Here is a 17,820-nt window from a genome sequence, read left to right as displayed (position 1 = left end):
CGATTTGGTAAAACAGGTGCTTCACCTAAGGAGATCGTAATGACGTTACCGAGTGGGCATCCGAAAAGTAGATTGATCAAGAAATTCACCGCGCTTGGCCCGTATATCCGGGAAGGGCAGTGCGAAGATAATCGATTTTTTTTCGATTGTCTGGCTGTTTGCGTCAACGTGAAACCCGCCCCTGAGAAACGCGAGTTCTGGGGCTGGTGGATGGAACTGGAGGCGCAGGAAAAACGCTTCACGTACAGCTATCAGTTTGGTTTGTTTGATAAAGACGGTAACTGGACGGCAGTGCCGGTGAAAGAGACTGAAGTGGTAGAGCGACTGGAATACACCTTACGTGAATTCCATGAAAAATTACGTGGCTTGTTAACGACGCTGAATCTGGCGCTGGAACCTGCTGACGGCTTTAAGGATGAACCGGTTAAGTTAACGGCATAATGAACAGTGAAATGCCGGATGGCGGCGCAACCCCATCCGGCATTTTTTTATGCTATATCAAAACTGGTAGACCATACCGACAGCAACGATGTCATCATCGTTGATGCCCAGTTTATTATCGCTATCCAGCTGGTTGATTTTATAGTCAACAAACGCGGACATATTTTTGTTGAAATAATATGTTGCGCCCACGTCGATATAATTCACCAGGTCTTCATTGCCGACGCCTTCAATATCTTTCCCTTTAGAAAGTACATAACCCAGTGACGGACGCAGACCAAAGTCAAACTGGTACTGAACAACCGCTTCGAAGTTCTGTGTTTTATTGGCGAAGCCGCCGGAAATTGGCGTCATATTGCGTGTTTCAGAATAGAACGTCGCAATATAAATATCGTTAGCATCATATTTTAAGCCGGTCGCCCAGGCTTCAGCTTTATCACCCGTACCACGAGTTTGCAGATTCTGCTGGTTGGTACGATCGGAGTTGGTATAAGCGCCGCTCACCGCGAAATCGCTGCCGCCAAAGTCATAGGTAACGGAAGTACCAAAACCGTCGCCGTTCTGTTTTTTCACATCACGATCCTGGTTTTTACCCTGGTACTGCAGGGTCAGATCCAGGCCATCCACGACGCCGAAAAAGTCGGTGTTACGGTAAGTTGCCAGACCGCTGGCGCGTTTGGTCATAAAGTTATCGGTCTGTGCGGAGGAGTCACCACCGAATTCCGGGAACATATCGGTCCAGGCTTCCACGTCATACAGCGCGCCCAGGTTACGACCATAATCAAACGAGCCAAAATCTTTTAATTTCACACCGGCGAAGGCCAGACGTGTTTTTTGTTGGTTAGAGTCGCTTTCAGCTTTATTGCCGGCAAACTCTGCTTCCCAACGACCATAACCGGTTAGTTGATCGTTAATTTGCGTTTCGCCTTTAAAACCTAAACGGATATAGCTTTGGTCACCATCTTTGCTGTCATAATCCGTCATGTAATGCATGGCTTTTACTTTGCCGTACAAGTCTAGCTTATTACCATTCTTGTTATACACTTCCGCCGCCTGTACGGATGCCGACGCAACAATTCCCATCACCACTAATGCCAGAGTGCTCTTTTTCATTTTCATTCCTGATTAAAAGTACGCGCTAATATTCACTGGGTGTGATCCCCGTTAAAAGACAGGAGGGTTTTTAACGTCTGGCAATGAACGTTTTATGACAAAGTAAGAATATTTTTAAAAAAGGATGTTTTTATGTTTCTGTAATAAATGCGTCAAAATCTGCCGCTACGCTTGCTGATCCTGCGCAATAAAATTTCATGCTTTGTGCGCTGGTTGTTGGCAACCGGGGCCAGTCCTGCTAAAACGTTCGTTTGATATCATTTTCCCCAATTTTGAATGGCAGAGAATCATGAGTGACAGCCAGACGCTGGTGGTAAAACTTGGCACCAGTGTGTTAACGGGCGGATCCCGCCGCCTGAACCGCGCCCACATCGTAGAACTGGTTCGCCAGTGCGCGCAGCTCCATGCCGCAGGGCATCGTATTGTTATAGTTACCTCTGGTGCGATTGCCGCCGGACGTGAGCATCTTGGTTACCCGGAGCTCCCGGCAACGATAGCTTCGAAACAGCTGTTGGCGGCGGTCGGGCAGAGCCGACTGATTCAACTGTGGGAACAGCTGTTCTCGATCTACGGTATTCATATCGGGCAGATGCTGCTGACGCGTGCAGATATGGAAGACAGAGAGCGCTTCCTCAATGCCCGCGATACGCTCCGCGCGCTGCTGGATAACAACATTGTTCCTGTCATTAATGAGAATGACGCCGTAGCGACCGCTGAGATTAAAGTCGGCGATAACGACAACCTCTCCGCGCTGGCGGCAATTCTGGCTGGGGCCGATAAGCTGCTGCTGTTGACCGATCAGCAGGGGCTGTTCACCGCCGATCCACGCACCAACCCACAGGCTGAGCTGATTAAAGACGTACACGGCATTGATGATGCGTTGCGCGCCATTGCCGGGGATAGCGTCTCAGGTCTGGGAACCGGCGGCATGGGCACAAAACTGCAGGCCGCCGATGTCGCGTGCCGCGCCGGGATTGACACCATTATTGCCGCAGGCAGCAAGCCGGGCGTGATTGGCGACGTGATGGAAGGCGTTTCCGTTGGGACGCGTTTTCATGCTCAGGCCTCTCCGCTGGAGAACCGTAAACGCTGGATCTTTGGCGCGCCGCCTGCCGGGGAGATTACCGTCGATGAGGGCGCGACCGCAGCAATTCTGGAACGCGGCAGCTCATTACTGCCAAAAGGCATTAAAAGCGTGACAGGTAACTTTTCTCGTGGTGAAGTGATCCGCATCTGCAATCTCGAAGGGCGCGATATTGCCCATGGCGTCACCCGCTATAACAGCGACGCGCTGCGCCGTATTGCCGGACATCACTCACAACAGATCGACACCATCCTGGGCTACGAATACGGTCCGGTTGCTGTCCATCGCGACGACATGATCACCCGTTAAGGAACAGGCATATGCTGGAACAAATGGGCATTGCTGCCAAAGCCGCGTCATACAAGCTGGCGCTGCTCTCCAGTCGCGAAAAAAATCGCGTACTGGAAACCATTGCTGATGAGCTGGAAGCGCAAACGGAAAGCATCCTCAGCGCGAACATACAAGATGTTGAGCAGGCGCGAGCCAACGGCCTGAGCGAAGCGATGCTCGACCGCCTGGCGCTGACGCCGGCACGTCTGAAAGCGATTGCTGACGATGTGCGCCAGGTCTGTAATCTTGCCGACCCGGTAGGGCAGGTGATTGACGGCGGCCTGCTGGATAGCGGTCTGCGTCTGGAGCGTCGTCGCGTCCCGCTGGGCGTGATTGGCGTGATTTATGAAGCGCGTCCAAACGTCACCGTTGACGTTGCCTCCCTGTGCCTGAAAACCGGCAATGCGGTGATTCTGCGCGGTGGGAAAGAGACCTACCGGACCAACGCGGCGACCGTGGCTGTTATCCAAAAGGCGCTGGAAGCCTGCGGTTTACCCGCGGCTGCCGTACAGTCAATTGATAACCCGGACCGCGCGTTGGTCGCTGAAATGCTGCGGATGGATAAGTACATCGATATGCTGATCCCTCGCGGTGGCTCGGGCCTGCATAAGCTGTGCCGTGAGCAGTCGACTATCCCGGTCATCACCGGTGGCATTGGCGTATGCCATATTTATGTTGATGATACCGCGGAGATCGCCCCGGCCCTGAAGATTATCGTTAACGCCAAAACGCAGCGTCCAAGCACCTGTAACACCGTAGAAACTCTGCTGGTGCATCAGGATATTGCTGAGCATTTTCTGCCTGCGTTAAGCCAAAAGATGGCGGATAGCGGTGTTACGCTGCACGGTGATGAAATCGTGATGCAGGTACTGCATGGCCCTGCCAAACTGGTGTCACTGAAACCGGAAGAGCTGGATAACGAGTTTCTGTCTCTGGATCTGAATGTTGTGGTGGTCGAAAATATGGATGGCGCTATCGCCCATATTCGCGAACACGGCACCCAGCACTCGGACGCCATACTGACGCGCACGCTCAGCAACGCCAACCGTTTCGTGAATGAAGTGGACTCTTCTGCCGTGTATGTAAACGCCTCTACTCGTTTTACCGATGGCGGCCAGTTCGGACTGGGTGCGGAAGTGGCGGTGAGCACGCAAAAACTGCACGCACGTGGCCCAATGGGACTGGAAGCACTGACCACATATAAGTGGATTGGCTTCGGTGACGACACGGTTCGTGCATAATTGAAACTGGGTGATGCAATAATAGCCATCTGATTTAAAAGGCTATTAAGGCATCACCCAGTTAATTCTAACCTTCATCCCGCTGCCGTATTTTTTATCCTGTGTTTTTAACATCATCCGCACCAGTCTGGTTCTGACCTATGCATTCTCTGGCGCCAGAAAGGCGGCGTATCACAGAATTTTCCCTGCCTGCATAAATTTTCCTGGTCTTCGTTTCACGTATTGTTCCTATGGCCCGATCTATTAGAATCAATCTCATTTTTATGAGGAGTTGTTGCGTGAAATCGGATATTCACAAACTTAGCATTCCTGTTGTGCCGCTTGGCAACCCGTTTCCTCCCCGTCATTGTTCGCTGTGCCCAAAGGGAGCGGCGATTGATCGTAATAATCAATACAAATTAATAGACAAAAGAAGGCGGTTTAAAGCTGGGGAGATACTCGCCCGACAGGATGAAACCGCGGATATGCTTTTTGTTATCCATGAGGGGTACTGCAAGTCCAGCGTGGAATGTGGCGATAACGTTTTTATCAGCCGCTTTTATGTTCCGGGAGATATCATGGCGCTGGATGCTGTCGAAGGGGGGAAGTACCTGACAACGATTAAGGCGGCAACGGCTGCGGAGGTTTGCCACATTGATATTGCGCGGTTGTTCAAGGTAGCAGAGAAGGAGCCTTCGGTTGCTGCCGCAGTCATCAAGTTTCTCTGCAGGGACAATGGATTCATTGTTGAAAAACTGCGGCGCTATGCGAATAAACATGCTGAGGCTAGGATCGCGGCTTTCCTGGTGGAATTTTACGAGATGCATTTGCGCATCGGCAGGCCAGAAACGACGCTTCGCTTGCCATTTTCTCGGGACGAAATTGCCAGTTATCTCGATCTTAAAATTGAAACCGTTAGCCGCTCATTAAAATCACTTGAACAGCAGAATCTGATTACCTTACATAGGGTACGTACCGTAACAATTAATAGTTATCTTGGTTTAAAACGTTTTATCTAATTTTCTATTTAACGATAATCATTATCTCTCCTGATAAGCCAGGAATATTCATTTTATATGGAAAATTCCTGGTTTTAATTTTGTTAAATAATTATCAATTAGAATGTAGTTTCTGTAGGTGAATGATTTTTTTATAAGAATATTCCCGCGCAAATGGATATATCATGAGAATTTTCTTGCGGCGTTAAAAATTTAGCATAATTGCAACAAATAATAAGCATTATAGAGAAACTATGGAGGTGTTAATTATCTTTATGTTTTGTAAGGGTTTTGCTCTCGTGATATTTGTATGATCTTTTTGATATTTATCAAAAACATAAAAAAGATGAATTGTTTGATTTATCTTATTTATTTGGGTGATAGTTCTGATTCATGGTGTTATTTAAGTAAATTAAACTTAGGAAACTTCTTATATTATCGTTTTAGTGGGAAAATTCTTAGTCTTTTTGTAATTTTTGCGTTTCAGGGTTTGTTGAGATGTTACTTAATTCAAATGATAATTTTTGGGCGCGGCAATTCTGGCTCGCAATTAATGGAACCGCTGGAGTGACTTAATAATAAGACTCGGTGGTGAGTATGTTCTTAGGAGAAGATAAAAATGAAAAAATTATTATTAGTGACCTCTCTGGCGTCTGTATTTGTTGCGGCAAATGCAATGGCAGATGTCACTGCTTCTGCAACGGCCTCGTGGGATGCGACGGCAACAAAAGATACCACCAGCATGTTGGTCGTCACTCCGTTGAACTCTTTGACTTTCCAGTATGCGGAAGGTCTTAATGGCTTCAACTCCCAGGATGGCGCGTTTGATGTGACTATTCAGGGCCAGGAAACGGCAACTGATTTTGAACTGACCGCTCAGATTATTAGCAATACTCTGACCAACGCCAGTGGCGATGCGTCTACCCTGAACGTAGGGGTGGCATGGAATGGCACCGCGTTGACTAATTCATCAGATACTGTCCTGGTAAATTCCAGCTCGACTTCTGGTCTTGAAACCCTGATGGCTGATGGCGCTTACAACGGTGCTGATCGCGTCAGCGATCAATCTAACTTCAAATTCACCATTGCGTCTGCGACTTCTGATGGTAGCACGCCGGTAACGGATTACTCTGCGCTGCCAGACGGCTATTGGACTGGTGATGTAAAAGTACAGTTCAATGCAACCTGGACGACTCCGTCCGCCTAATAAATAAAGGTTCGGGAGGAGAAATTCTCCCGAATTTATCAGGAATGGTGTCATGAATAAATATTTACCGGCAGCAATGTTGGTAGGGTTGGTAATCTCTTTTTCCAGCTGGGCAATTAACGTCGGTGATATCACGTCGATAATGACTTCTACTGAGAGTTCATTATCGAAAGAAATCACTAATACGACAGATTCGGCTCGTTATGTCAGCGTATCGGTAAAACAACTGTCATCACCTTTAGCGGGCGGAGTCGAAATAAAACCCGTTAATTCCGGGGAATTACTCTCTACGCCTGCCAATCTAATTCTGCCTGGTCAGGCAAAGGATGTTTTTCGCTTCTTTTATAAAGGGCCAGTTGATGATGTCGAGCGTTATTATCGTCTGCAATGGATAGATGAGCCGGTCACCGAGAGCGCGGAAACCCGGGCCAATAAATTGGCTGTTGCGACAGCGTCAGCAGAAATTGGCACGATTTTGGTCGTTGCGCCGCGAAAAGAGCGTTTTGAATATAGCCGTAATGGTGATGTTATTAGCAATACTGGCAATGTTTCATTTCGAGTAATCGCCTATGGAGCTTGCAAAGATAATGCTCGCGATCAGGGACGGGGCTGTCGTGAACGTTATTACATTATGCCAGGTACAAAAATAAAACTGCAGTTCACCGACATTAGTAATAGCCGCTCACGCATCGGTATCTGGCACGGTAAGCAGTTTATTACAGTGAAGTGATGGTCAATAGCAGCCATCTGTACGGGATAAATAAAAATACCGGATTGTAAGGATGCATATGACAACAACATATATTGTTGGCGGTAGCATTTGTCTTTTTCTTGCGCTGACACCAGGAACTTCACATGCAGCCCCAGTAAAAGTGGGTAATTACGTTATTCCCAGTGCTTTCGCCCGTTCACTGGAGCAGGGAATGACGGTGCCGGTATATATACGTTACAACGAGACTGATGAGAAAAGTCAGCAAAAAATTGCCGATGCGGTGATTTCGCTTGTTGATGGCAATATTACAGTTAAAGCACTGACTCTTGCTGAATTGCCCAATAATGCTGTGTTATCCGAGAAAACCCGTGCGTTAGTGGAAAAAATCCGTGATGTAAAGTTTCACGATAATACGAATATTGAACTGTCAGATGATGCTCGACTTCAACTTAATGTCTCATCATTTCACCTGGAGATGATTGTCAGCAAAGATGCGTTAACTGAAGCGATTGTCGCGCGCAGTAGCTTGCTTGGACCTTCCAGCGTTGAAACTCTGTCTAACGTCCTGAACTACAACTTTGGTACCTACTACAACGATTACCGAAATGGCAGCAGTACCCGCAGCTATCTGACGATGGACAATACAACATCGCTGCGGGAGCACCACATTAATGTTAACGGTTCGTTTTACGGCATCGGTGACAGCAATGGTACCAGTAAACTTTATCGTGCGATGTATGAGCGCGATTATGAAGGGTATCGACTGGCGCTGGGGATGCTTGATACATGGAATGTCCAGTCTATTGCCAGCCTGAATGCGCTGAATGGTGGGAAAATTTACGGTGTGAGCTACGGGAACAAAGGAAGTACGGTTGTTGAGAATACCGCGCTTTCACTCACGCCGATTACCGTATTTTTGCCAGCCGCTGGTGAGGTTCATGTCTTCCGCGATGGACGTTTACTCAGCGTGCAGAACTTTAATATGGGCAGCTATGAAATTGATACCAGTCGCTTTCCGTATGGTGTTTACGACGTCACGGTAGATATCGTGGTCAATGGGCGGACAATTAATAGTCGTGTCAGCCGGGTTAATAAGATCTTTGCTCGCCAACAAGCTGCTGGAGTTGATCAGCTCTCATGGCAGTTTTTTGGTGGTTCGCTGGATTATGATCGGGTGAGCTATAAGCGTAACCACTATCAGGATTTGGGTAATGAGCAGACCTGGATTGCCGGGGGGGCCGCATCGGTGACGCTGGCGATATTGTCGGGGCTGGGCCTGAAATCAACGATCTACGGTTTTGACAACAATGCGGTTAATGAAACGGATGTCACGCTGAATGTGAATGAATACGTCAGTATTGGCAATCAGATGTTGGTAGCGAACGATTCATCATGGCGAAACATCAGTAACATCAATCTCAATGTCCCTGAAGGATATGGTTCCCTTTGGGCATCTCGTGAAGACAGTAAAATTGGCGATCGCTTGCCCATGCAGGAACGTGATAACTATTCCATTGGCGGAACTCTTAACCTTGGAAAGTTTATTCCTCATGGCGGCTCGCTCACCGTGAGCCAGACGGAGAATCGTTACTCAGGCAATAAATACCGTAATCTGGATTACAACACGACCCTTTATTCAGGCAGGTATGCCACGGTTGGGTTGCGTGCAGGTATTCAGCGTTATTACTACAACAACCGAAATGACGATGGGCGACAGGAACGTTATGTCAGCCTGGACTTATCGTTGCCGTTGGCGACCTGGTTGAGCATGGGCGTCTCCCGAGATCGCTATGGTAGTACCCAGGGTAATCTCAGTGCACGAAAACAGTATGCTGAAGGGCCGATTAAATCGGTCGGATTATCGGCATCAACGCGTCTGAGCGGCGAACAGTATTATGACAATAATTATTCGGTAAACGGCAATTTGAGTTATGACACGAAATATAACGCCGGCACCGTATCGGTAACGCGTTCTGCTGACAATTCCACCAATATGAACTTCTCTTCCCAAGGTTCTCTGGCGTGGGCTGGTAAAGACTTCGGTCTGAGTAAAGAGAGGCAGCGTTCTGGCGTTATCGTAAAAACAGATTTGACCGGCGAGGGGAAACTGGCTGCGAAGATTAATAACCGCAATTATCTTCTCAGCGGTAAATCAAATTTCATTGCACTGCCGCCCTATGCTCAGTACAAGCTGGAAATCCTCAATGATAAAAATTCTGAGGACAGCTTCGATATTGTTTCAGGACGCAAACAGGAGTTGACGCTATATCCGGGTAACGTGGGTGTTATCAACCCTGAAGTGAAAAGCATGGTCACCGTATTCGGTCGCATTCGTTATCCCGATGGACAATTGGCTGCAAATACCGATATCCATAACCACATCGGTAAAACGCGTACGGATGAAAAGGGTGAGTTTGCTATCGATATCGATAAAAAATATCCGGTCATCACGTTAATTTCAGCCAATGGCAGCATATGCGAAGCCGATCTTGATTTGGAAAAAGCACGCGGTGCAGCGTGGGTTGGTGATGTGAAATGTGCAACGCAAACCACGATGGCACAGAGGTAATAAAATGAAAGTATTGATTAAATTAGCTACTGTAATCTGTGCCGTAGGGAGTTTTTCACCTGTGCCTGCGTTGGCGTTGAATGCAATCTCTTCGGGATCAGTCAGTAATAACTATTTGTTTATCGAAAATGCCATTGATAGTGAATACTTTATTACCCCATCGGCACTTGATCCGCGTTTCAGCGGGTCAAATGCGTGGATAAAATACGGTACCTCTCAGGTCAGTCTCGGGTATTTAGGTTTTGTCGGCTGGACTGCGCCTGGATATTATTATCAGGACATGTGGATTGATAACTCCCCGATTAACGGGCCTTTCCGGGGAATCCGTTGTTATAGTGGCACTCAATGCCCATCAACCGGGTTTATTGCCGGATTGGGCGCTGACAAAAACGGTTTTTATCATGCGCAGGTCGGCTCTGTCGCAGGCGTTATTGGTGGCGCCTACGGATTCGCTTCCCTGACCGATACTGCTTATGAGTACTTCCGCAATGTGCCAACCGGTAGCAGCGAAACCTATGTGTTCAACCGCTGTTATACTTCTGTAAATTATGATTATTCTTCCGGGCAACGGTGCAAAGACCAATCGACAGGATCATGGAATTACGTCAATTACACGTTAACTAAACGCGGTCATCTGTCACTTGTCTCGACTAACGCATTTCAGGAGCTTTGGGTTGCCAGCGATGGTACGCCGAGCATCACCAAAGACTCTGGTTATTGTGAACTTGGCGTGGTTGGCGGTACTGACGGTGTGATTTGCAAAATGGTGAGCTATAACTTGCAACAAACGGCCAATCTGACCGCCTCCTTGACGTTTCGCGCTTTTGTCGACACGGCGATGCTTGGTTTTACGCCCGGAGCGGCCACCGTGAAATACTCCGGGAATGGTGCAAACTGGTATAACTATGGTACTTCAACTGCTTATTACAACGTTTTTACGACATCTGGAGAATACATTTATATTTTTCTGTCAAAAGCATTTTTGAAGAAGCTTGTTGATTCAGGGATCAGCATTACCAACAGTCAGCCGTTTACCTTCGGTTTTTATAATGGCTTAACACCAGAGTCAGGACACTACCAGTTTACCCCTTCGCTACAGCTCAATATTGTGCCAAAGGAATATGGGATCAGTATTATCTCATCGGATAACAGCACCTCGGCAAGCGGCAGCGGCACAATTGGCGAGACTGCTCCGATTGAGATGGATTACACCGTGACGGTTTCGGGGCCTCGTCAGGCTGATAGCATTACCGCACAAGTTATTGGGGAAAGTACGACGATAAACAATGTGCCTTATTGCCTGTTCACCTCTACGCAAGGTGGGTTAGCTGTCCCAATTCCCGCCTTTCTTCAGTACAACAGTCAATCGGGTGGCGTGGTACAGAAACGAAATAGCTGTAGTGAAGCGGCGATCAGCATGAGAGATGCGCAATGGCAACAGACGCCCTGGGACGCAAATAATACAGATGATGGAAGCTACTTTGCGACTGATTTAAAATTGCTTTTCCCAATGAATGATTCGCGTTCGATGTTGACCGTTTCCGGTGCGGATTGGGAAGGTGTTGTCAGTGCCAGCGGAGAGATAAAAGTGACGGCGAATTGGGTGGGAGTGACGCCATGAGCCACTGTCGTTTGGCGCTAAGATGGATATTGGTCTTGCTTTCCGGGCTAACGGTGTTCTCCGCTCAGGCCGTCTACCTGGAGTCGACTATTTATGAGATGCCATCGGATAAATCATTTATCAGTAAACGAATCTATAACGATAGCCAGAAACAGAACGTGTACAGTATTAGCGCAGTTAAAATAGATAAACCGGGACCGGGAGGTGAAAACAGAAGTGCTATTGCCGAAGGCGAACTTTTGTTTACTCCGCTCAGTTTTTCACTGGCACCGCAGGCAAGTGAGTTTTTTAAGATTTTCTATCGTGGCCCGCAGGATGATAAAGAACGCTATTACCGAATACTGTTTCGTGAAATGCCGATAACGCTGTTTACCGAACGTAATCTAGGGAAAGGCGGACAGGCTCTCCCGGTGATCGCTATGGATACCATATTGGTCGTTCGTCCGAGGAAAATGAACCTGGCCTACACCATTGATGAGATAAACGGGACGTTGAAAAACACAGGGAATACTTTTTTCAAAATTATTGTACACCAGGGGTGTCACTCAACTGATGATGAAGCCACCATGCGTTATGTGTTACCGGGGGAAACCTGGCATAGTAGTGAGTTGAAAACAAAAAACCGGAAATTTATCGTAGCGTTACAGAAATATTTACCCGTGGGTCAGGGTTGCTCAAAAATTAATCATTAGAGGTGTTGGGTCTGAGCCAATATGCCCAGATTATATATTGGACCTATACTGTCACTAGCTTTATAAAACGTAGCATTAAGTTTAGAGTCGATGAAACAATATGTCGTGCATATTGCCGGAAATGTTTATGAATAGAAGATCTACGACATCCTCTCTTAGTTTGTCGGTCAGCATAAACTACGGTAATATGTTATTCTGTTGGTCACTGTAGTTATATGTTTTGTAAATTTTGTATTTATAGCTTTTTGTTTTGTAATGAAGTGAAAGTGAGTAAAGGGATTTGTACTGATTAAGAAATGGAGTTTTTTCTTTTTCAATTTTTAAATGGAACTTACGGTGTGATGAGAATACTCATATGGATAACTGTGATTATAAATTCTGAATTTACGTGATATGGCTTATGGATAAAGTTTTATCACGAATCGCCTTATGATTATTGGAGGTCGAAGGTGTTGTATATTCTCTCGTGAATAGAGCGAGGGACCTGCTATGCCATAAATTCAAGTTGGTGATAACTATGAATACGAAAAAAATTTTTCTGCTCAGTTATGATACTTTCCTTTTTTCAGGAATAAAAGCATGGTTACCAAATCTGGTATTGATCGATGCACGGACATTTATTTCTGGCACGCAGTCAGTTATGTCACAATATCCGTCCTGCTTGCTGGTGATCGATAACCGGTTGCCATTATTATTGGTCAAAAAATGGCTTCAGAGAAACAGTACACAGTTCATCAACATACACTGTATTGTTCTGCGGATGTGCGAAACCCTGCCAGTTAATCGGGGATATGAAGAATATGCCTTTATCAATGGGGGGGAATTGTCGGAGCAGTTGATCGCTCAATTAAAAGAGAGTTTATTGGCACCTAACAAAGTTGTGGAAGTCAATAAAGATTCACCGATATTTACTTTTAACTTGACTGAATTTGAAGAAGAAATGCTGTATTCATCATTCACAAAAGAAAAACTGCATGATTTCTGTATTGCTAATTCGCTAACAATTAAGTCAGTGTATCGATATCGGGATAAAATTACTGCTCGCCTCGGCTTTTCCAATTTTAATGAAACTGTTATCTTTTTAACCCGAAATAATTTATTAAATGAAGGTTCTATAATCAATAATAATGTGAGTGGGGATGCAGTTTACACTGACGCATATGATGTTTCGGATACTAGTAGACTGAGTATGGCAATAAGGAATGAGGAGATCATTCCTTATTTTCAGCCCATCGTGAATATCAGGGGCGACGTTTGTGGAGTTGAGGTATTGGCTCGTTGGCCACAGGGACATAACTATGCTATTTCTCAGCGAGAGTTTATTTCATTGGCTGAAAAAAGTGGTTTAATCAATGAGTTAACTAGCTATTTAATGACCGCTGTTGCGCGCAATCTGGTCTCTGGAGGCGCGAGTATTAATAAAACTCTGTTCGTTTCTTTTAATGTCAGTCCGTCAGGTTTAAATAATCCTGTATTCTATTGGGAATGTCTTAATTTTATGGAGATAACGCAAGGTCTTCCGATAAAATTGATGATAGAGATAACAGAGAACCAGACGTTCACGATTACTCCTGCAATCAAAGAACTTATTCGCTCGTTGCGAAATAAAGGTGTATTGTTTGCTTTGGATGATTTTGGTACTGGATACGCTAATCTCTGCTATCTCAATGAGTTAGACCTGGATGTAATCAAAATTGATAAAAGCTTCATTAAGGAAATTAAAGAGGTTGATCAATATATCCCTATGCTCGAGTCAATTACTCACCTTTCAGGACTTCTGGGGTTACGTACGGTGGCAGAGGGTGTTGAAAATGACTATCAGCAACAATGGCTGGGAAAAAATAATGTTGACTATCTGCAGGGGTATCAGTTTCTACCGCCAGTGACATTTAATGATTTTATCCGGTATTACCAGCAGTCAGTAGATTTGTTTGAGTCAGCGTCGGATTCACCTTTATCTACGTAATTCCTTTTTGACACGGTTATTACATATGAAGGGTAAAACCTTTAAACGAGTATGTGCTCTGAGCTGACATAGCCTGCAGCATGATTTTTTCCTGAACACCAGGGGCAGACGCCTCTGGTATGGGCGTCTTTGCATCGCTGCCTGTCTGTCTGATTAAGTAAAAAGTCCTATAGTGAGGTGTGCACCGTTTGTTTATGTATCATAAACGGGGTATTTATAGTGATATCAGCGTTAATCAAACAGGTACTGAGGTTTGCCCGTAGCCATGCGTCCTTTCCTGACAAAATTAAGAGTCTGGCTTCCACCACCTCTCATCCTGTTATTATTCCTCATCGCGGATGCGTTGACGGCGATACCGCGTTTCACATTTGGCGCGGTGACTATCGTGATAAGTGCATTGTTGGCTAGCGTCAGTCTGGCGATGATACTGCATACCGCGTGGCAGATGCGGAAGAAACGTACGACGCTAAACCCACTGCATGCAGAGAAATCGACCACGCTTGTTACTGACGGATGTTACGCCTGGAGCCGCAATCCAATCTATCTTGGAATGAGTGGACTTCAGTTAGCTTTTGCTCTTTACGTCGGTAGCTTGATTGGAATATTGGCTGCACCGCTGTTTATGCAGGTGGTTGCCAGATTACATATTGATTTTGAAGAGGAACAACTACGAAAACATTTCGGGCCGGAATGGATACGCTATGAGCAGCGTGTTCGCCGCTGGTTATAGAATTCCCTTGCCGCGTACCAGGAAGCCTGTGACGACACGATTTGTGCGTAATTGAATCCGGATGATGCAAAAATAGGCGTTTGATTCGCAAGGCCATTGACGCACAGTCCGGTTAGTTTTAACCTTCTACCCCGTGTTCACATTCATGGGCACGTCCTTATCAGGGCCGATATAGCTCAGTTGGTAGAGCAGCGCATTCGTAATGCGAAGGTCGTAGGTTCGACTCCTATTATCGGCACCATTAAAATCAAATTCTTACGTAAGATCTTATCATTCTCCCACCAAAAAATTATTTTCATGTAACAGCTGGTGTAAGTAAATTCTATCAACGAAGATCAATCTTATCTACTGACCAAAAAGGCCTGATAGGGCTTCGCTCACTATACATCCGTGGCTGCAGGTTTAGTTGTCCATGTCTACACCACTCCTAAATTTAATGTGTTGGCAATGTGTTCAATAAAGCTCGAACAAATTAGCTCATTATGATCGGTTAATACTTCAACTTCTGGTTGCATGATTGTTTGTCCGTAAAAAGATAACGCGCCCGCCGGGTAGTAGCAGGCGCATTACGCAATAGGTAAACAAGGGAGGAAGTTCAGAAATGTAAATCGGGAAGGTTGTACGCAATGTTCATCGTACTACGTTGTTACGGCTTTGCCGCAACAAGCCAGTTGCCTGCCGCGCTCGCAGAATGTCTACAGCCCGGAGATAAGGAGATTGTTCCTGCCAGCTAAATCCCTTCCTGTCTATACGAACCAGCTCGTATTTTTCTACCAGAAAATTCACGGCATCGGCTAGGGTGATACCGGCATCGATGTGTTCCTTAATCACAGCCTCATTGCAGAATGGCGTGTCGTTTATTGTCAGACCATAGTGCTGTTCCAGCAGACGTGTCAGTAACATTTGCCAGACAGCCACGGGTGACAGGCAGGGCTTCACCGCCCGCTGAGTTGTTGCAGGTAAAGTTTTCATGTTTGCTCTCGTGAAGGTAATTAACGCTGAGTGGGGTAAATGGCGATGTATACGTAGCCGCAACTGCCAAGGGTGTCGGCTTCGCAGGTTAAATCGTTGTGGTACAGGGTAACGCAGTGGGCATGGTGGGTGCTGAGTTCACCAGTGGTCAGCATCGATTCCATCTGGCGGATAAAGTGCGGGAATGTTTCATCCAGCTTCCGGTATTCGATGTCACTGAACTTGCCGGTCATGCTGGCCCGGTCAGCCAGATAATGCAGTCGGTTGCCTTCCTGCACCAGACGGGCTCCCAGACGTGGCGTGATATCACGCTGCAGACCCCATGTGATTTTGCTCATTGATAACCTCTTTATTGTCAGTTCAGGGTGATGCTCATCAGGCAGGCATAAGGCCCCTCGCGGTCCTGGCGGCGTTCGGCGTATACCGCCAGGACTCCTGTGATATCCGGAACGTCCCTGCCGGTGTAATGGCAGACGCTACCGTGCCACTGGTATTTGCCGGTGCAGAAACGAAAGATTCGGGACTCAGGATGCTGGCGGTATATCGTCATTGCCCGGCGTTTACTGATAATTTTCATGTAATACCTCACAGCAGACCGTGTTCTGCGAACGAATAGATTTGCCTGCCGCCGACAATCAGATGGTCAGGGACACGGATATCCACCAGTTGAAGTACCTGAACCAGTCGCTGCGTGAGGGCTTTGTCAGCCTGGCTGGGCGTCGTCTCGCCGGAAGGATGGTTATGCGCCAGTATTACCGCTGCCGCGTTGAAGTACAGAGCGCGCTTGACCACCTCGCGGGGATGTACCTCGGTACTGCTAATAGAACCGGCAAACAGGGTTTCGTGGGCAATCAACTGGTTCTGCTGGTTCAGATACAGCACCCGGAACTCTTCCCGTTCAAGCGCGGCCATATGCAGCCGCAACCACTCCCGGACGGCATGAGTGGAGGTGAAGGCTACCCCAGGCTCATGCAGGTGCCGCTCCAGAGCCCTGAGCGCCCGCTGAATGAGACGCCGGTCCTGTGGCGTTATCTCGCCGGGTAAAAAGGAAAGCTGTTTCATTCGTTGCTCCTCCGGTCAGTCAATGATACGCAAAATGGCGTGGGCTTCAGAATGCTGCAGGGCATAGTCCCGCAGGCGGTAATAGTGCGCGGTCATTGCGTCACACTCTGTACGGCAGGCGTGATGGCTGTATTCAATCAGGCAGACAGCAATGCCTGCGGCTTCAGCACTCATGTCCGCGCCATTGCCGTTCATACCGTTGAACAGATGCCATTTATCGTCAACGTCAGCATCAGGGGCCATAAACGCGCCGCCATTGCTGAGCGTGTAAAAGGACCAGATACCACTGTTGTACTCGTCACAGAAGCGGTCCATCCAGGCGAAAATGCGGGGTTCCAGCGTTATCCATTGTGGGATAGAGCCAAAGTACTGCGGCCAGAAGCAGATACGCTGTTCGTCGGGTATCTGCGTTACGGTCAGTTCAAATTCGGATTCGTTAGCAGCAGATGCGAGGTTGTTTTTTGTCGCTGTTGTCATGGGTATGTCTCCGTCAATAAAAAAACGCCAGCGGCGACGGCTGGCGTATGCGGTAATAATGAGTGTTCGGGAAGATTAAATGTTGCTGGTAAATCATGCGGAGCCAGCAGATGGATACGTCCGTACAGATGCCTGGCTTGCGGGTATAGCGGTTAAGACCTTCACCGGCATCCGGTTCAAAGTTCCATGCCTGCCCTAGTCGTCTTCAATGTTAACGCCGGTGATACTGGCAGGAACTAATGGCCCTGCTGCGCAATCAGCCGATACCCACTACGGTAGGTCATAAAGCGATTAGTGAAACGACTTCAAACCTTCAGAATTATTCATTACTCCCCCCCTGAAAAATAATAAAAAAGCGGCAGAATCGTGAGATTCTGCCGTTAGTTGTGTATGTTCAGAGGAATGATATATATCTGAATATTTTTATAATGCTGATAGGCCGTTTTGTGCCAAAAGCAGAAGCTGGTAATTCGTGTCTAATATACTTCACTTAACGTATATCCCAGCTCTGGTACAGAATATGCAAATTAAATACCCAAGAAGTGGCAGGTAATGACTCCAACTTATTGATAGTGTTTTATGTTCAGATAATGCCCGATGACTTTGTCATGCAGCTCCACCGATTT

Annotated in this window: 18 protein-coding genes, 1 tRNA gene and 1 pseudogene; 12 read left to right on the top strand and 8 right to left on the bottom strand. The window is 46.9% G+C overall.

What is annotated here, in order from left to right:
- Nucleotides 1-39: 39 nt before the first annotated feature.
- Nucleotides 40-441: a sigma factor-binding protein Crl gene (crl, locus tag OGX92_RS21595; protein ID WP_003830830.1), complete on the top strand. Its 402-nt coding sequence runs from the start codon at nt 40-42 to the stop codon at nt 439-441.
- Between the two features lie 57 nt (nt 442-498).
- Here crl and phoE read toward each other — a convergent pair whose 3' ends face one another.
- Entirely contained in the window at nt 499-1,554 is a 1,056-nt protein-coding gene (phoE, locus tag OGX92_RS21590; RefSeq protein ID WP_003830831.1) for a phosphoporin PhoE, read from the bottom strand.
- 289 nt (nt 1,555-1,843) lie between these two features.
- On the opposite strand from phoE, the gene proB reads away from it, so the two are divergent.
- The 11 genes from proB (at nt 1,844) to OGX92_RS21535 (ending at nt 14,924) form a co-directional block, all read left to right on the top strand.
- Nucleotides 1,844-2,947, top strand: a complete 1,104-nt coding sequence (gene proB / locus OGX92_RS21585; protein WP_003031373.1) for a glutamate 5-kinase — start codon at nt 1,844-1,846, stop codon at nt 2,945-2,947.
- Between the two features lie 11 nt (nt 2,948-2,958).
- Nucleotides 2,959-4,209 (top strand): glutamate-5-semialdehyde dehydrogenase, encoded by a 1,251-nt coding sequence (gene proA, locus OGX92_RS21580; protein ID WP_286587037.1) that lies wholly within the window; start codon nt 2,959-2,961, stop codon nt 4,207-4,209.
- Between the two features lie 278 nt (nt 4,210-4,487).
- Nucleotides 4,488-5,207 carry a Crp/Fnr family transcriptional regulator gene (locus OGX92_RS21575; protein WP_126319150.1) on the top strand — a complete coding sequence of 240 codons (720 nt, stop codon included), beginning with the start codon at nt 4,488-4,490 and terminating at the stop codon, nt 5,205-5,207.
- 598 nt (nt 5,208-5,805) lie between these two features.
- Complete coding sequence (gene ecpA / locus OGX92_RS21570) at nt 5,806-6,393, top strand: common pilus major fimbrillin subunit EcpA (RefSeq protein WP_193135077.1); 588 nt, start codon at nt 5,806-5,808, stop codon at nt 6,391-6,393.
- 52 nt (nt 6,394-6,445) lie between these two features.
- Nucleotides 6,446-7,123, top strand: a complete 678-nt coding sequence (locus OGX92_RS21565; protein WP_003830836.1) for an EcpB family pilus assembly chaperone — start codon at nt 6,446-6,448, stop codon at nt 7,121-7,123.
- Between the two features lie 58 nt (nt 7,124-7,181).
- A complete protein-coding gene (locus tag OGX92_RS21560; RefSeq protein ID WP_206159796.1) occupies nt 7,182-9,674 on the top strand; it encodes a CS1-pili formation C-terminal domain-containing protein in 2,493 nt (830 codons plus the stop codon).
- Between the two features lie 4 nt (nt 9,675-9,678).
- Entirely contained in the window at nt 9,679-11,295 is a 1,617-nt protein-coding gene (locus tag OGX92_RS21555) for a fimbrial adhesin EcpD family protein (RefSeq protein ID WP_286587036.1), read from the top strand.
- Complete coding sequence (locus tag OGX92_RS21550; protein WP_126319144.1) at nt 11,292-11,987, top strand: fimbrial biogenesis chaperone; 696 nt, start codon at nt 11,292-11,294, stop codon at nt 11,985-11,987. Before OGX92_RS21555 ends, OGX92_RS21550 begins: the two co-directional genes overlap by 4 nt.
- Nucleotides 11,988-12,504: 517 nt before the next feature.
- On the top strand, nt 12,505-13,953 hold the full coding sequence (locus OGX92_RS21545; protein ID WP_286587035.1) for an EAL domain-containing protein: 1,449 nt from the start codon (nt 12,505-12,507) through the stop codon (nt 13,951-13,953).
- A gap of 265 nt (nt 13,954-14,218) precedes the next feature.
- A complete protein-coding gene (locus OGX92_RS21540; protein WP_164563096.1) occupies nt 14,219-14,683 on the top strand; it encodes a methyltransferase family protein in 465 nt (154 codons plus the stop codon).
- A 165-nt stretch (nt 14,684-14,848) separates the two neighbouring features.
- Nucleotides 14,849-14,924, top strand: a tRNA-Thr gene (locus OGX92_RS21535).
- Nucleotides 14,925-15,313: 389 nt separating this feature from the next.
- Here the strand turns inward: OGX92_RS21535 and ykfI are convergent.
- From ykfI to OGX92_RS21500, 7 genes and pseudogenes are all read right to left on the bottom strand, one after another.
- Nucleotides 15,314-15,655, bottom strand: coding sequence for a type IV toxin-antitoxin system toxin YkfI (gene ykfI, locus OGX92_RS21530; RefSeq protein ID WP_003031349.1), 342 nt, complete (start codon nt 15,653-15,655; stop codon nt 15,314-15,316).
- Between the two features lie 20 nt (nt 15,656-15,675).
- The gene (locus OGX92_RS21525; RefSeq protein ID WP_003031347.1) at nt 15,676-15,993 is read right to left on the bottom strand and encodes a type IV toxin-antitoxin system YeeU family antitoxin; all 318 of its coding nucleotides are present in this window, start codon (nt 15,991-15,993) and stop codon (nt 15,676-15,678) included.
- A gap of 17 nt (nt 15,994-16,010) precedes the next feature.
- Nucleotides 16,011-16,232 (bottom strand): DUF987 domain-containing protein, encoded by a 222-nt coding sequence (locus OGX92_RS21520; RefSeq protein WP_003031346.1) that lies wholly within the window; start codon nt 16,230-16,232, stop codon nt 16,011-16,013.
- Nucleotides 16,233-16,240: 8 nt separating this feature from the next.
- Nucleotides 16,241-16,717: a JAB domain-containing protein gene (locus tag OGX92_RS21515; RefSeq protein WP_003031345.1), complete on the bottom strand. Its 477-nt coding sequence runs from the start codon at nt 16,715-16,717 to the stop codon at nt 16,241-16,243.
- A 15-nt stretch (nt 16,718-16,732) separates the two neighbouring features.
- Nucleotides 16,733-17,194 carry an antirestriction protein gene (locus OGX92_RS21510; protein ID WP_003031344.1) on the bottom strand — a complete coding sequence of 154 codons (462 nt, stop codon included), beginning with the start codon at nt 17,192-17,194 and terminating at the stop codon, nt 16,733-16,735.
- 112 nt (nt 17,195-17,306) lie between these two features.
- Nucleotides 17,307-17,399 (bottom strand): annotated as a pseudogene (locus OGX92_RS23515) (DUF905 family protein); the annotation flags it as partial.
- Nucleotides 17,400-17,757: 358 nt separating this feature from the next.
- Nucleotides 17,758-17,820 (bottom strand): IS1 family transposase (locus OGX92_RS21500; RefSeq protein ID WP_071603212.1); only part of this gene is annotated, 63 nt, incomplete at its 5' end.

This window comes from Citrobacter sp. Cpo089 (assembly GCF_030332695.1).
Lineage (GTDB): Bacteria > Pseudomonadota > Gammaproteobacteria > Enterobacterales > Enterobacteriaceae > Citrobacter > Citrobacter portucalensis.
The sequence above is the reverse complement of the archived record's forward strand: the minus strand, read 5'-3'. Positions and strand labels throughout refer to the sequence as shown.